Below are 16,389 nucleotides of genomic sequence, written 5' to 3'. Positions count from 1 at the left end.
TCAGATGATAATACTTATTTACAAATTTTCTTACTAAATCAATCTCCAGTCAGATGGTAACATCTGACTTCACAGCCAATTTTTGTTTAAAAAACAGCTATAAAACATTATATTTAACGTTTAGATATACTAAACACGATCATGCGTTATTTAAAGTTTTTCATCATTTTATTTTCACTATTCATCAACAGCAGGCTTTCTGCTCAACAAAAAATTTCTGATCAAAAAATGCAATGGTTTGCTGATGCCAAACTGGGTATTTTCATCCATTGGGGTATTTATTCAGTTAATGGAATTTCCGAATCGTGGTCGTTTTTTAACAACTACATCAATCATGATGCATACATGAAACAGCTTGATGGTTTTACCGCTGCAAAGTACAAACCGGAAGAATGGGTAAACTTAATTAAAGAAAGCGGTGCTAAATATGCGGTAATTACGACCAAACACCATGACGGCGTGGCCCTTTGGGATAGTAAAGCTCCCTTAGCCACTACCACATTAAAAAATAGTACTGCTAAAAAAGATTTAATCACTCCATTTGTGGCCGAACTTAAAAAATCGGGGCTTAAAACAGGGCTATATTTTTCTTTACCTGATTGGAGCTACCCGGATTATGATGGTTTTACCCGCGACAGGAAACGTTATGATTATAAACAGGATCCTTTACGCTTTAAAAAATTCCAAAATTATTTTCAAGGGCAGTTAAACGAACTTTCGGCCAAATATAATCCTGATCTGGTATGGTTTGATGGCGATTGGGAGCATACGGGAGAAGAATGGCAGGCCAAAAATATACTATCGAACTTACGCAAGGTAAATCAAAATATCATTATCAACTCTCGCTTAAACGGACATGGCGATTATGATACACCGGAGCAAGGTGTTCCCGTTGTAAAACCAAACTCACCAGAATGGGAACTTTGTTACACCATGAATGATTCGTGGGGCTATCAGCCTTATGACAATCATTATAAATCATCAAACATGATCATCCGCACCCTGGTTGATTGTTTCAGCATGGGCGGTAACTTATTGCTTGATATTGGACCAAAAGCAGATGGAACCATTGCGCCAGAACAGGTTAAAATTTTAAAAGATTTAGGCCGCTGGACCAAGAAACATGCAGAGGCCATTTATGATACACAGGCAGGGATCCCAGATGGGCATATTATCGGTAAAACTACCTTATCCAAAAACAAAGATGTACTGTACCTGTATCTCGATTACAAAACCGAAAACGGGATTTTACTATCAGGTATAAAATCAAAAATAAACAACATTGAAGTAGTTGGCAGCAAAGCACAGCCATATACAATTAAGCTAAATGAAACAGATTATCTCCTTAATTTTAAGGAAGCAGATTTTGACAGCGATGTAACCGTTCTAAAAGTATCATTAAACGGCCCTATTCAGCTCGTTGAAGACAAACAGAAAACCCTTTCGCTGGCAGACTTATATGCTGCGCCCAAACAACGGGGTTTAACCAACTTAAATCTGAACAGGCTGGCCATTAACTTAAATGCAGGTATAAATGTATTTCAAAATACAGGTTTAACTGCTGATGGCTTAGACTTTAACCCTGGAATTAAAAACGCAGATCAAAATATTAGCAACTGGGTAATCAAAAATGCAGAGGCGCTATACAAAACAACGGGGGGAATTCCGTCAGGACATTACCAAGGCAATACGGTCCTTTCTGCAGATAAACAAACCCTTTACTTATTTGTAGAAGGCACGCCAACCGGGCCAATTGCCATTAAAGGTTTAAAAAACAACATCAGCAGGATCAGGATTGTGGGTGAAGGTACCATGCTACCACACGAAATTTATAACAAACTGTATTGGAGCAAAATACCGGGCATTGTTTACATTCCGGTGCCTAAAGACAAACTAGATCCCGAATTAACCGTAATTGCAGTACTTTTAGATAGCCCGATTGATTTGTACCGCGAAAAAGTTGGCGCGATAGAAAGCAATCTTTAATTATTTTGTATCCTAAAGATCCTTCGACTCCGCTCAGGAGGGCAACCATATGGAGTTTCTGTGCTTCCGTGCCCGAAGAGCAAGGCCAATGTCCTTAGTTATGCCATGCTCATGGGTAAACACAATTTAACCACAGATAAATTAGGATGCACACAGATATAAACATCTGTGTTTATTTGTGTCCATCTGTGGTTAAAAACTCTTAACTTAATGACCTTGATGGCAAGGTGGGCGTGGCAAAAAATTATTTAACAATTGTAAAATAGTGGCGCGACTTTACGATTATCCTTAAATTGCATTACTTTCGCACATCATGCAGGCAAAATATATCTCATATCAGGAAACCGGATCATTTTCAAAACTGGTTTTAGATTATATTAACGACGAAAATCAGCTTAAAGCTTTTTATAGCTATCGTCCTGATATGGAGGGCTTAGCCAAAGCAATTGAGCATAGAAATTTTTTAGGCAATAGAGAAACTTTAGTTCAGGTTTTACAAGATCAATACCAACATTTACAGCCCAATAAATCGGTTACCAAAAACATAGAACTTTTAGGTTCAGCGAACACCTTTACGGTTACAACGGGCCACCAATTGAATTTATTTACTGGTCCACTTTATTTTATTTACAAAATTGTAACCACCATTAATTTAGCCATCGAGTTAAAAATGGCACATCCCGATAAAAATTTTGTTCCGGTTTATTGGATGGCAACAGAGGATCACGATTTTGATGAAATTAACCATGTAAGTGTTGATGAAAAGAACATCAGTTGGATACAGCAAACCAATGGCGCCACCGGAAGACTAAGCACCAAAACCGTTGCCGCAGCAGTAACGGCTTATAAAGGATACCTTGGGATCTCTAAAAACGGAAAACGAATTGCCAAATTGGTAGAACAGGCCTATTTACAACACGATAATTTAGCCGATGCCACCAGGTTCCTAGTAAATAACTTGTTCGAGAAATATGGCCTGGTGATTGTGAATGCTGATGATACACAACTAAAAAAGCAATTCGCGGATATCATTACCGAAGATATCATTCAGCATAATAGTGCAAAAAATATTGAAAATAGTTCGAAAAATCTGGAGGACTTAGGCTATAAAACCCAGGTGAATGGCCGTGATATTAATTTCTTTTACCTTATCGACAATCTGCGTGAGCGTTTGATCTTCGAAAAAGGAAAATACATTGTAAATCATACAGACATTAGTTTTACGGAAACGGAACTAAAAGCCGAAATCGAATCATATCCCGAGCGTTTTAGTCCGAATGTAGTAATGCGGCCCATGTACCAGGAAGTGATTTTGCCAAACATTGCTTACATAGGTGGCGGTGCAGAAGTAGCTTACTGGATGCAGTTAAAGGCAAATTTCGACTTTTATAAAGTTGATTTCCCGGTTTTATTGCTTCGTAACTCAGCTTTATTGATTGATAAACGCAGTGCGCAGAATTTATACCACTTAGGTTTTTCTTTAGAAGATATATTTTTACCAGTTGAAGCGTTAAAAAACATTTGGGTAAAGCGAAATACAACTGCCCAATTGAGCTTAGCTGATGAAACCAGGGCCATTAACAGCATTTTCGATCAAATTAAGCTAAATGCCTATAAAATAGATAAAACGCTTTCTGTATCAACAGATACAGCAAAACAGCGGACCAATCATTTATTGGCTAACCTGGAGAAGAAACTATTCCGCGGAGAGAAAAGGAAACATGAAACGGCATTGCTGCAGATTGATAATGTAAAGAAAAGACTTTTTCCGAATGGAGCACTTCAGGAAAGAACCTTAAATATTGCACCCATGTATGTAAATTATGGAGAAGATTTTCTTTCCTCATGCATAGAAAACTTCGAACCACTGGGAGGCGATTTTACTGTTTTATTGCCGTAATTATTAGATAATCCGTCATTGCGAGGCACGAAGCAATCTTAATGCACCTAGTTTAGCGATAGTCGTAGGATTGCTTCGTGCCTCGCAATGACGACAAAAAATAAAAAATGAACTTCATCACTTTTACAGAAACCAATCTTAGAGCTTTTACCTTTAGCGTTTTTAAAAAAATGGGCTGTTCTGATGAGCATGCCGATTTAGCAACCGATGTATTAATCCGTTCAGATTTACGTGGAATCGACTCGCATGGCGTTGCCCGTTTAAGCGGTTATGTACACCTTTGGGAAAAGAAAAGAATAAATGCGACACCCAATATTAAAATCGTACATGAAACACCTACTACTGCCACTGTAGATGGCGATGCAGGTTTAGGCTTAGTGGTTGCACCATTTGCCATGAAAGTTGCTATAGAAAAAGCAGAAAAATACGGTAGCGGATGGGTATCGGTTAAAAATTCCAATCACTTCGGTATTGCAGGTTACCATGGTTTAATGGCGGTAGAAAAGGATATGATCGGAATCAGTATGACCAATGCAAGCCCTTTGGTAGCCCCTACTTATGCTAACGAACGTTTATTGGGTACAAACCCCATGTGTTATGCTTTCCCAGCAGGGAAATACCCACCGGTAATTGTAGATATGGCCACAGCAGCGGCAGCAAACGGAAAACTGGAAATTGCCCAGAGGGCAAATAAAAGTATCCCAGATGGCTGGGTTCAGGACAAAAACGGAGAAAACTCTACTGATCCGAACGAATTAAAAAACGGCGGTTCGCTCCTTCCTTTGGGCAGCGATAAAGATCATGGCAGTCATAAAGGTTATGGATTGAGTGCTACGGTCGATATTTTATCAGCGGTGTTATCTGGCGCGAATTATGGCCCTTGGGTGCCTCCTTTTGTGGCTTTCTTAGAACCATCGGCCAATCCGGTTGGCGAAGGACTTGGCCACTTTTTAGGCGCTATGCGCGTAGATGGTTTCAGACCAGCTGCAGACTTCAAAGATCATTTAGATAATTGGATAGAACGCTTTAAAAGTGCAAAAACAATAGATCCTGATAAAAAGGTAATCATCCCTGGCGAACCTGAACATGAATTTGAGCAGGAAAGGAAAATCAGCGGTATTCCGATCATTGATGTTGTGGTGAAGGATCTGAATGAACTTGCAGTGAAGTTAGGGATAGAAGAATTAAAATAACTTCATTTAACCGCAAAGGGCGCTGAGAAGAAAGCACGAAGTTCGCAGAGTTGGATGTAGCAATTCTATTTTTCCTTAAAGATCCTTCGGCTACGTTACTTGGCAGACTCCAATAGAATGATCGTCATCTCGACTGGAGCGCAGCGAAATGGAGAGATCTATCTAGGCAGATTTCTCGACTGCGTTGCACTCCGCTCGAAATGACGAAAACTAGGGGGAGACTATCTCCTTGAACTTCTATGTCATTTATATTGATTTTTATAGAATAAATTAACCCTCAGGATGGCAGCCGAATAAAAATTTCATGTTTTCCGTGTTTCCGCGGCAAAGACACTTAGGTGAGTTCGTCATTCTACCGCTTCAATAGATCCTGAAATAAATTCAGGAGGACGGACGTAAGAAAACACGGATTAGAATAAAAAAAGCCGCAGATTTAACCAGAATTTGCGGCAACTATTAATGATATTGTTTATACCATAGGATGTATTTTTTTAAGGCTTAACAGTTAAGTTATCTTTTAAATAAAGTGATTTACTTGATGATCCGATCATAATCCTATATTCCCCAGGAGCTACTTCCCATACATTATTGATATTGAGTGTTTGCAGCACCTCTTTATCCAGTTTGAATGAAATTACCTTTGTTTCGCCAACCTTTAAATGTACCCTCTGAAAAGCCCTCAATGCAAGAACTGGCTGCGCCAATTTGCTCAACAAAGGTCTCATATACAACTGCACCACTTCTTCACCATCGTAATTGCCCGTATTTTTAAGCTCGAAGCTTAAATTAGCGTTTTCATTTTTAGCAATACTTTTACGGTTAAACTTCAAATTGTGGTAAGAAAAGTTGGTATAACTTAATCCATATCCAAATGGAAAAAGTGGTTCGCCGCTTAAGTTGTTATAATCATCGCCTCTTCCCGTAGGTTTATGGTTGTAAACCAACGGTAACTGTGATTCATCTATCGGGTAAGTAATTGGAAGTTTACCTGATGGATTTACCTTGCCAAGTAGTACATCTGCAATGGCGCTACCGCCTGCTTCGCCTGGGTACCAAACATCTAAAACTGCATTTACTTTATTTAACCAAGGCTGCATATTAATGGCACTTCCACCGGTTAATACCACAATAATAGGTTTCCCGGTTTTTGCGAGTTCCTCCAGTAGCATTTCTTGATTACCAGGCAGGTTTAACATCGCCCGATCTAAAAACTCCCCTTCTTTTATACCTGCAACAAATACAATTGCATCGTTATTTTTTGCCGCAGCAACTGCATCGGCTATTTCGTTTGATTTCTTGATATTATAATCCCAGATCAGTTTGATTTTACCATTGCCTTTAGGCTCATAAAATTCGACCTTAATTGCATACTCCTTATTTTTCTCGAAATGAAATGGAACGGTTTTCGTATTGAATGATTTTTTATCCCAATTATCGATAAGTAACTGGTTATCCAGGTATAATCGGTAACCATCGTTTCCCTCCAATCCGATATTAACATCAACATTTTGTGGCACCTTAATTTTACCGGCCCACCTTACCGAATAATCATCCAATTGGAGCTGCTCGTCTGGCGGGTACAATGTCCAACTGAAATTAACCGCCTTATCATTTACTTCTTTAACGGGTTTCCCTGAGAACTGAAGCCCTTTGTAATAGTTTCCTATTAATCCTGCTTTCTGATTGGCAGAAAGAAACTGGCTATCTACCGGAATATAAGATTGCAGTTCCCGGCTACTGCCCTTTACATAATTAACCTTAACGTTATTGGATACGGCATTTTTTAAGCCCTCCAATATATTTATCTTATTGTTTCCGGTACCGCTGTAGCCACCTAATCTGGCTTCAATTGCATCTTCCCCTACCAGTAAGATCTGCTTTTCACTTTTTAAAGGAAGCGTGTTGTTATCATTTTTCAGGAGCACAAAAGATTTTAAAGCGGCCTCTTTGGCGAGATTGTGATTACTTTGATCGCTTAGCATCTTTTCAGCAATACTTTCATCCACGTAAGGATGTTCAAACAGCCCCAGCTCGAATTTAGCTTTCAGCACCCTTGACAATGCATCATCTATTCTCGATTTGGGAATGCCACCATCTAAAAATGCGGGCAGAAAAAGTTTATAATGATTATAATCTACCTGGAAGATTACATCAAGGCCGGCATTAATCGATTGCGCCGTAGCATCTTTATAATCTTTAGCTGTAAAATGTAATACATTGGCACCTCCAACTGCACCTGCATCAGAAATTACGAAACCTTTAAAACCCCATTCTGTTTTTAGTTTAGTGGTGAGCAGCCATTTATTTGAGGTTGCCGGAGTACCAAAAACGCTGTTATAGGAAGTCATTAATGAACGGATACCTATATTTTTAACCCCATCTTTAAATGCTGGAAAGTGGATTTCTTCTAAAAAATGTTTATCCATCTCTATCGGGTAGCTATCCCGCCCGCCATCGCCAACATTGGCAATAAAATGTTTTGGGGTAACAATGATATTCTGCCTTTCTATGGCATTCATAAAAGCATGCCCTATTACAGTTGTTAGATAAGGGTCTTCTCCATAGGTTTCTTCTACCCTGCCCCATCTTACATCTGTAGCCATATTGATTACAGGCGCCAAAAGATCTCTCAAACCGCGTGCCCTTGCCTCATTGGCAATAGCGGTACCAATTTTGGCTACTAAAGTAGTATCGAAACTTGCAGCTAAACCAATTGATTGTGGAAAAGCAGTAGCACCTTGCCTAACCAAACCGTGTAAAGCCTCATCAAATGGAATGATGGGAATGCCCAAACGGGTTTCCTCAACAAAAAATTTTTGAATTTCATTTACTTTTTTAGCCAGAGAAAGTCCATCTTCAGAGGTATTATAGGTTAACATTTGTTGTGCATTACCACTTCCCTGGGCAGCAGCACTTACCTGCAAACCAAAAATACCGTTTTTAAATTGTGTCTTATTTTCAGTTGTAACATCTCCAGGAATCATAAATAACTGCCAGAATTTCTCTTCCGGTGTCATTCTCGAAATGAGGTCTTTTACCCTCAAATCGACACTTAATTTCGGATTTTTATAGGGTAAAGATTGCCCTTTAACTTGAGCAAAAAGGCTACTACAGAAAAATAATGCAGGCAATAAATATAGGTGTCTTCTCGGTTTCGGCATTGCTATTTAGTTTCGGGCGTAAAAGAAAAAGTCAGGGCTATTTTCTCCTCTGTTTTAGGAAAATCGAAGTGTGCTTTGCCATCTTTCAATGTCCATTTTACCTTTTGGTTGGTACTTAAAATGGTAATGAGACTTCCTTTTTTAGGAATACTCCCCTGCCATGAAATTTCTTTGTTTGGCGTATTGCCGATTAAACTGATGCCGTAAATAGTTTTACCGTCTTTACTTTGCGTAAACCAGTTCTGTCCATCATGGTAGTTTTTGGTAATCCTTGTTCCGTATATGGCAACACCATTCTTACTGGTCCACTTACCAATTTCATCCAATCTTGTAATCACATGATCAGGCAGCGTTCCATCAGCTTTAGGCCCAATACCTAAAAGCAAACTTCCGCCTTTGGCTACTATTTCTACTAATTTATGAACCACTTCTCCTGCCGATTTATACTGATCGTTGGGTACAAAACCCCAGGCTCCGCCTAACGTCATACAGCTTTCCCATGGATACTCCAACTGATTTTCAGGGATTTTTTGTTCAGGGGTTTGGTAGTTTTCAAACTGGCCGTGTACCGTTCTATCCACTACAATTAAACCAGGTTGTGCTTTTCTAGCATCAGCTGCAATTTTCGGCATATCAATATCCTGACTCCAATCAGGAATAGGTGCTCCCCAAGAAAGTACTTCTTTATTTACGCTAGCCCGTGGACGGACCCATCCACCATCTAACCATAAAATATCAATGCTTCCGTAATTGTTCATTAACTCTCCAATCTGGTTCTGGGTATAACTTTTGAACATATTCCACCGCCATTCATTCTTTCTGATGTCGTAATTGTTATTTCTATCTGCAGTGGCATATTTATCCCACCAATAGTATTGAGAATGCCAATCGGGTTTAGAAAAATAAGCACCGATCATAAAATTTTCCTTACGGAAAGCATCGAACACATATTTAGCTACGTCTTTTTTGGCATTGGTTGAAAAAGGACCTTTTGCAATGCTAAAATCAGATTGTTTGGTATCGAACATAGCAAAGCCATCGTGATGTTTGGTGGTAAACACCAAATATTTCATTCCTGCACTTTTACCTGCTTTGGCCCATTGCTCAGGATTGAATTTTGTTGGGTTAAATTTTTCATTAAGGCCCCAATACCATTTTTTATAGTCTTCGTATTTAATGGTACTGTCTCTATCGATCCAATCTTCAGAACAGATTGACCAAGATTCGATAATCCCTGGAACAGCATAAAGCCCCCAATGGATAATCATTCCAAACTTTTTATCCTGCCAGGTATCGAGTTTTTGCTTAACAGTTAGATCTGTTGGCCACTCGTAATCTGATGATTCTTTTAGTATGTCGTTTCTTTGGGCACTTGAAAACTTAGCCAAAGCAATTAAAACAAGTACTAGGAGGTATTTTATTTTCATTGTTATTCTGTTTTTAACTTAATCTTTTTTCATTATAATTTTTTCGGTCTGATATGCTCCGATATTCCTACCTTGAATCTGACCATTTTCAATGGCTGGTCTGTAATGTATACCGCCGTAAAGTCTACTAAGAGCGGCTTCGTTAGCAGCTTGATTAAAAGAAGTGAAGCTTCGCACCGGTAATCCGAAATCAGTCTCAGTATTGTCTTGAAACTTAAAATTATCGCCAAATATTTTGGTTAATACATAGGCTGCAGATGTTGAAGCAACGCTATGCCCACTCGGGTATTCGGGAAATGGAGGTGTTTGCAAAATTGGCCGCCAATTTTCATCGATATTTGCATCAATAAATGTTTCCGGGCGAATATAATTGCTCCTGTATTTCTCATCCCAACAGCTGATAAAGGCATCAAATAATGCAATACAGGTAGATGTATAAGCACGACTACTTTGAACGTAGTTAAAGCTTTTTAGTTTGCAGGCAATGCCAGCTATCGAAATCCAGTGTGCTCCGGGTGATATCTTTTTTGTAGCATAGTTCATATGCCCATTTACATTTAAAAAGAAAGGGTTACAATCCCAAAATTTCGCTATATCTAATTGCTTTTGATTTAGATTTTTACCAACCGTGTAAACTTCATTTGCATTGATATAAAAAGCACTATTTTTATCTTTACTGTAAGCCGGAGGAGGTGAAGGTTTAAACTGACCAGCTGTTTTCATCACTAAAGGTCTTATTTTATTCCAATAAGGCTCTACAGCTGCCATATAACCAGGGGGAGTAGGTGCCCAGTTACCTTCTTTTTTTACAATGCTGTAACGTCTTAATTTACGCGTTTCTTTATAATAATCCTGATCAACCCATTTTAAAACAGAATCTGACACCTTTTTACCGTACAAAATAGAATTTTGAACAATAGTATCCGGATATCCTTTTACTTTATACCATAATAGTATGCTGTTTAGGCTATCTAAAGCCACCTGATCAGAGAAAACAAGTCGTTTTGCAATCTGCCAATAGGCATAAGTTGCGGCGACAGAATAACTAATTTGCTTTTTATCTGCATTTGGGATGCCATTAAAACTATTCAATTGTCCTTTTAGAGATTGAAACTGACTATTGTTTTTCGCCTGAATCTCGTATGCAGCAATGTTTGCATAAACAAAAATTCTACTCGCAACCGGCGGAGAAAATATATCACTTACAATGATATCAGAAAGTGCCTTTTGCGATCTATGCAGTGGTAAAGGATCATTTTCGCTTTTACGCCACTGAGCACTAGCACTGATTGAAATACAGAAAATAAATAAAAACAGATATATCTTCATGATGCTGGTTTTAATTAGTAGTTTTTAAAAGCTGGACCTTATCATTATTTTTAACAACAATAATTTTTTTGATTGCTCCCTTAATCTCAATCATATTCCTAACGTCGCCATCTATATACAATCCTGAATCATAAGGGGGCACCGCTTTAAAATCGCCTTTGCCATTTCCGACTAAAAGTAAGCCCAAACCTGCATCTGCCTGACCAAGCTGAACCCGATATGGATAAAAATTTCCCGACAAAAGAATATCCTCTTTCCCGTCCTTATTAAAATCATCTACAACCACGCCCCATGTTCTCGAAAACTGCGCCTCGATTGGAAGCGTCTTAATTGTAAACTTTCCATTTCCATCATTTAATAAAATGGAGGTTTCCAGTTGCTTACAATAAAATTTTTGACTTTTACTCAACTGCTCTGGTGTAAATAATTGTTCTATTGTGATATCAGCATAAGAGGCATAATTTAAAAACCGTTTTTTTAATTGAACCATCTGATCAAGTAGTTCATCTCTAGAAGCCATCGGATAATTTTGCCCTTGAATGTAATAACACATCACTGGATCTAATACGCCATCATTATTAAAATCACCTGCATAAACTGTTACCGGCTGCTTACTATTGGCTTTAAATTGATTGTTTAAACCACAGTTGCCAACAATAAAATCCATTGCCCCGTCCTTGTTTACATCCATTGGTACAATTTTACTCCACATACCATCTGAGTTTTCTAGTCCAGAATCTTTATCATATTTTAAAGCCCCCTTATCATTTTTGAATTTCTTTAATGGCATCCAATCACCGCCAATTAACAGCTCTGGGTATCCATCAGTGTTCAAATCCTGCCACAAAGCGGTAGCAACCATACCCGCGTACTCCAATTCAGGAGCGAGTTCTTTGGTTACATCAATAAACTTTACCGCTCCACCTTTTGATTCGTTACGTAATAAATAACTTTTACTGCAGAGGGGGAAAGATCCCGGTTTACTCATACCGCCAACAAAAACATCCAAATCTCCATCCTTATCAAAATCAGCAATGCTTATGGCCTGTTTACTACTCCACATTTTTGGCAATGCATCTTGTGCCTTATTAAAAGTACCTTTCCCATTATTTAAATATAATCGATCCTGATACTCTGGGGCATTTTCATCATACTCATTTCCACCGCTTACCACCCATAAATCTAAAGCCCCGTCGCCATTTGCATCGAAAAAAACAGCATTTACATCTTCACTCGCTTTATCTTCTTCCCAAGGCTGACTTTGAGAAGGACTAAAGTTCCCCGCTTTATCGCCTAAGAATAATTCACCTGCCTGACCAATTGCCCCACCTATAAAAACATCTTCTATTCCATCTTTGTTAATATCAGCCTTAGCTAGCGCAGGTCCAAATTTAGATAGTTGATAAGGTAAAAGGGTTTCGCCTTTAAAATCGATAAAATCGTTTTCATGATGTTTAAAATCTAAGCCTGAATCTGCAGTATAATCTGTAAATAGTGCTTTTGGTGCACTAATATTCTCCTTTTTTATTACAGCTTCATTCTGCTTAACTGTTAGTGTCTGATTTGATTGTACATTTTCAATCAAACTTTCTTTTCCGTCTGGCCAAACTATTTTTACATAATTTATTTTATTGTGTTTACCTAAACCAAAACAATTGATTTGATCTACACTTGATTGATAACCACGTACCACATACTTCTCCTGATACTGTAAATTATCATCTGTTTTAATATAGATTTTAGCCCCAATTGCTCCTGTATTTAATCCTTCTCCAATAAGATTAATTTTTAAATAGTTCGATTTCAGTAAATCGGAATTGTTCTTATACACCATTACCGGTGAGTTTATATTACAAACAATTAAATCCAGATCACCATCATTATCCAAATCGGCATAAGCAGAACCATTTGAAACGGAAGGTGTTGAAATGCCCCACTCTACTGTTTTATTGGTAAAAGTTAAATCATGGTTGTTTGAAAGAATATAATTTGAGATTTGATTCGATGGCATTTTCTTCACCAGATCGAAGGTTTGAAATTTTAAACTCCCTTGTTTAAGTGATTCCTTTTGGGCATTTGCAACGGTATATTTCAGAAAATCCATATCCGTAAAGTCTCTTAAATATCCGTTAGAAATAAATAAATCCTTCCAACCATCGTTGTCAAAATCAGCAAATAAAGGTGCCCAACTCCAATCTGTATTAGAAATGCCTGCCAATTGTCCTATTTCGCTGAAACGCAAATTACCATCTCCTCCTAATCCCTGATTTAAGTGCAGCATATTTCTCATCTGCTGATTGTAATATCCACTATCCAGTAATAAGTGATATTGATCATACTCATCTGGTCCTTTAAGCAGCTTTTGCCTATGATTATCTTCGGGCAACATATCAAGCGTGATGATATCGGGTTTACCATCATTGTTATAATCGGCTATATCAGAACCCATTGAATACTTTGAAATGTGCTTGATAGACTTCCGGATGCTTTCAGAAAAAGTACCGTTCTTATTGTTGATATAAAGGCAATCCTGTTCAGTATAATCACTTGAAGTATAAATATCCGGCCAGCCATCATTATTTAAATCGCTTACCGCTACGTTTAGGCCAAAATTTAAGGCATTATTTATAATTCCAGAGGTTAACGTAACATCTACAAAATGGGGTTGATTGTTTTTAGAATCATTTCTAAATAAACGATTCCCAAATTTCATATTTGGGGTAGATCGTACTTTTTTAGTATTTAAAAAAGGTTTGTATGTTTGATTTGAATGATTTAACAAAAACATATCTAAATCACCATCCTTGTCGTAATCAAAAAAAACTGCTTGTGTAGATTGGGTTCCTATTGCATCAAGGCCGTAAACCTCTGCCATGTTTTTAAAAACAGGTATACCAGCTTTTATTCCCTGGTTAATAAATAACTCATTTTTAAGTTTACTGTCAGGAAATTTCCCGGAATGACTTACATATATATCGGGTAAGCCATCTGCATTTAAGTCAGCAATACATACCCCTGTTCCCCAGGTACCATTTCCCCTTACACCTGCTTTGTTCGTAATATCTTCAAATTTTAAATTTCCTTTGTTAAGGTACAATTTATGATCTGATGCATTTGATGAAAAAAAGATATCTGACAAACCATCGCCATTAAAATCGGCTACTCCAACACCTGATCCGTTATACAAATATTCATAGTTCATAACGTGTAATGAATCCGTTTCAATTACTCTATTTACAAAACTGATATTTGTTTCCTTTGCTGGTAACAAGGTAAATAAAGGCTGTTGTGCATTAGCGTTGTTAACAACAGCAGCTTGCATTAAGAAAAAAAGTGCAGATCGCCATATTCTTATTTTCATGGTACTTCTTATTAAATCAAGCTGAAATTAAATTACACAGTTGGTAGTAAGCCTTTATTTTAATTGTATTTGTTCGTCATTTTCTTTGTAGGGCAAAAACACAAGTAACATGGTCAACATCTCATCGGTAGATTTCATATCATTGGCCGAATAAACATTTCGGGGCGGGCTGCTTGGATTGTTAGGATTACTCGTTGTATTATCATAAGTACCCTCTATTGTTAATATAGAGCCCTTAGGGATTTTTACTAAATTTTTAAATTGATAAATTTCCTGCCATCTAAAATCCCAGGATGGAATTGAAACGAGTTGTATGGTATCTCTCTTAGGTGTTACTGCGTATGATTTGAATATCTTACCCAGGTAATGCATATGTGGCCAAATGTATAATAAAGATTGATCTTGCGGTGTTGTGATTTTTAATTCGAACTTTCTTACAGACTCAGCAGGGATAAAAAAATAAGGCTCGATAGATTTTTCGCCTACGCCTGCAGAACCTAAACTAATTACCTCAACTTTCCGCCCTATTGGCGTTTTTTTGAAAAAGAAATTTACACCTGAAATATTCTCTTCCTCCTTTGAAACGGGAGCAAAGTGTACAGTTAATAATATAACGCCCCGTTTAGGCATTATCCAGCCAAAATTATTTGGATAAGATTCATAAGAGGTTCCTGGGATCCATCCTCCGTAATAGGTCATGGTTTTTTTAAAAGGAAAATACTGCGAGTATTTAGTCCGATCATCTTCTGTTAAATTTAAAAAATCGGCTCCCTGGTTAATATCAATATTATCTGCTACAGGGTGAATAGCAAAGTTAGCATGATGTACTACTTTTTTATTGGATGAAAAAAACTCCATTGCTTCTACGTTTTTTTCTACGCCAATATCAAAAGGAATTTTAAAAACAATAAACCGCTCCTTATTATCGCCTAAAACTTTATATGGTTTAATTGTTTTTAAAACAAGATCGGGTTTCCTGAAATATTGGGTCCCATCTATATATGTTTTAACTGCTTTTTTAGGCATTTCGCTAATATCGCCCATCGGCATTTTCGCGTCAACCCATTTGGCTATAGTTAGTTTTTCTTCATTTGTTAATGATCTATCATTCTTAAATAGTCTGTAGTGGTTATCTGGCTTCCATGGCGGCATATAACCAGATTGGGTTACCTTTTTAATAAAAGAGCCTCTTTTTGCAACATCCTCATAGGTTAATAAAGCAAATGGAGCAGCTTCTCCTGGCCTGTGACAGGGTTGGCACTTATTTTGGATAATGTATGCAACATCTTTATAGTAAGTTACCTTTTGGGCACTTACATGAGGTATGCAAATGAATGTCCCAAGTATAATGGTAATAATTTTTAATAATACTAAAGATTTTGGATTCATTATATGTCGTTAATTAAGCACCCTACAGGAATCGTTTTTTTAAATGTTTGTTTGCCGTTTAGAAGGTCTTTTATAGCTTGCTCAAGATATTTTTCGGTAATTACCAAGCGTTTCTGTCCGAGTGAGGAAGACCAGTTATCGATTAATCCGCTGTAAACTATTGCGCCCATTTTACTGATTAAAAAAACCTCAGGCGTAGTGGTTGCACCTAAATATTTTGATAATCGTTTGTCTTTGTCTGTTAACAGATCGAAGTTGATACCATATTCATTTTTAAGTTCATTTATTTCTTTTATTGAATAACTGGTACCTGGGATTACTCCGCAAAAATTGATGCTTTTATTCGCATTTTGAAGTTTTACCAAGCCTGGTAAATAATTTTTGCATAGCGGGCATTCGGGGCTTAAAAATACAATGATTGTTGTTTTGTTTAAATTAATTCGACTTTCTTTACCTGTTAAATTGATTAATTTAATCGCATTTATTTTTGCAGGGGATACTAAATTTTCCTGAGCTTTTATAAAAACAGGAAAAATAACGATAGCGAGTAAAAAACTCAGTCGAATAATAACATTAGCTAATTTCATTGCTTTTAATTAAAAAGAACCCTTAGTAAAATGACTAAGGGTTCTTTTAATTTAGT

The 16,389-nt window shown here is 37.4% G+C and carries 9 protein-coding genes; 3 read left to right on the top strand and 6 right to left on the bottom strand.

What is annotated here, in order from left to right:
* The first annotated feature begins 141 nt into the window (after nucleotides 1-141).
* From LQ201_RS18330 to LQ201_RS18320, 3 genes are all read left to right on the top strand, one after another.
* Complete coding sequence (locus tag LQ201_RS18330; RefSeq protein ID WP_230146268.1) at nucleotides 142-1,986, top strand: alpha-L-fucosidase; 1,845 nt, start codon at nucleotides 142-144, stop codon at nucleotides 1,984-1,986.
* 313 nt (nucleotides 1,987-2,299) lie between these two features.
* Nucleotides 2,300-3,886: a bacillithiol biosynthesis cysteine-adding enzyme BshC gene (bshC, locus tag LQ201_RS18325; RefSeq protein WP_230146267.1), complete on the top strand. Its 1,587-nt coding sequence runs from the start codon at nucleotides 2,300-2,302 to the stop codon at nucleotides 3,884-3,886.
* Nucleotides 3,887-3,993: 107 nt separating this feature from the next.
* Nucleotides 3,994-5,079 carry an Ldh family oxidoreductase gene (locus LQ201_RS18320; RefSeq protein ID WP_230146266.1) on the top strand — a complete coding sequence of 362 codons (1,086 nt, stop codon included), beginning with the start codon at nucleotides 3,994-3,996 and terminating at the stop codon, nucleotides 5,077-5,079.
* A gap of 491 nt (nucleotides 5,080-5,570) precedes the next feature.
* Here LQ201_RS18320 and LQ201_RS18315 read toward each other — a convergent pair whose 3' ends face one another.
* Genes LQ201_RS18315 through LQ201_RS18290 form a run of 6 tightly spaced genes read right to left on the bottom strand, consistent with a single transcriptional unit; the run spans nucleotide 5,571 to nucleotide 16,333 of the window.
* Nucleotides 5,571-8,240, bottom strand: coding sequence for a glycoside hydrolase family 3 C-terminal domain-containing protein (locus tag LQ201_RS18315; protein WP_230146265.1), 2,670 nt, complete (start codon nucleotides 8,238-8,240; stop codon nucleotides 5,571-5,573).
* A gap of 2 nt (nucleotides 8,241-8,242) precedes the next feature.
* Entirely contained in the window at nucleotides 8,243-9,667 is a 1,425-nt protein-coding gene (locus LQ201_RS18310) for an alpha-L-fucosidase (protein WP_230146264.1), read from the bottom strand.
* An 18-nt stretch (nucleotides 9,668-9,685) separates the two neighbouring features.
* Nucleotides 9,686-10,996 (bottom strand): vanadium-dependent haloperoxidase, encoded by a 1,311-nt coding sequence (locus LQ201_RS18305; protein ID WP_230146263.1) that lies wholly within the window; start codon nucleotides 10,994-10,996, stop codon nucleotides 9,686-9,688.
* Nucleotides 10,997-11,006: 10 nt separating this feature from the next.
* Nucleotides 11,007-14,357: a VCBS repeat-containing protein gene (locus LQ201_RS18300; RefSeq protein WP_230146262.1), complete on the bottom strand. Its 3,351-nt coding sequence runs from the start codon at nucleotides 14,355-14,357 to the stop codon at nucleotides 11,007-11,009.
* Nucleotides 14,358-14,411: 54 nt separating this feature from the next.
* Nucleotides 14,412-15,746 carry a cytochrome c gene (locus LQ201_RS18295; RefSeq protein ID WP_230146261.1) on the bottom strand — a complete coding sequence of 445 codons (1,335 nt, stop codon included), beginning with the start codon at nucleotides 15,744-15,746 and terminating at the stop codon, nucleotides 14,412-14,414.
* Entirely contained in the window at nucleotides 15,746-16,333 is a 588-nt protein-coding gene (locus LQ201_RS18290; protein WP_230146260.1) for a redoxin domain-containing protein, read from the bottom strand. Before LQ201_RS18290 ends, LQ201_RS18295 begins: the two co-directional genes overlap by 1 nt.
* Between the last annotated feature and the right edge of the window lie 56 nt (nucleotides 16,334-16,389).

Origin of the sequence: Pedobacter sp. Bi126, assembly GCF_918698245.1 — a bacterium.
Lineage (GTDB): Bacteria > Bacteroidota > Bacteroidia > Sphingobacteriales > Sphingobacteriaceae > Pedobacter.
The sequence above is the reverse complement of the archived record's forward strand: the minus strand, read 5'-3'. Positions and strand labels throughout refer to the sequence as shown.

Coding starts and splice junctions, on each gene's coding strand:
- LQ201_RS18295 (WP_230146261.1), bottom strand. CDS start 15,746: ATGAATCCAAAATCTTTAGTATTATTAAAAATTATTACCATTATACTT.
- LQ201_RS18320 (WP_230146266.1), top strand. CDS start 3,994: ATGAACTTCATCACTTTTACAGAAACCAATCTTAGAGCTTTTACCTTT.
- LQ201_RS18290 (WP_230146260.1), bottom strand. CDS start 16,333: ATGAAATTAGCTAATGTTATTATTCGACTGAGTTTTTTACTCGCTATC.
- LQ201_RS18315 (WP_230146265.1), bottom strand. CDS start 8,240: ATGCCGAAACCGAGAAGACACCTATATTTATTGCCTGCATTATTTTTC.
- LQ201_RS18330 (WP_230146268.1), top strand. CDS start 142: ATGCGTTATTTAAAGTTTTTCATCATTTTATTTTCACTATTCATCAAC.
- LQ201_RS18310 (WP_230146264.1), bottom strand. CDS start 9,667: ATGAAAATAAAATACCTCCTAGTACTTGTTTTAATTGCTTTGGCTAAG.
- LQ201_RS18305 (WP_230146263.1), bottom strand. CDS start 10,996: ATGAAGATATATCTGTTTTTATTTATTTTCTGTATTTCAATCAGTGCT.
- bshC (WP_230146267.1), top strand. CDS start 2,300: ATGCAGGCAAAATATATCTCATATCAGGAAACCGGATCATTTTCAAAA.
- LQ201_RS18300 (WP_230146262.1), bottom strand. CDS start 14,357: ATGAAAATAAGAATATGGCGATCTGCACTTTTTTTCTTAATGCAAGCT.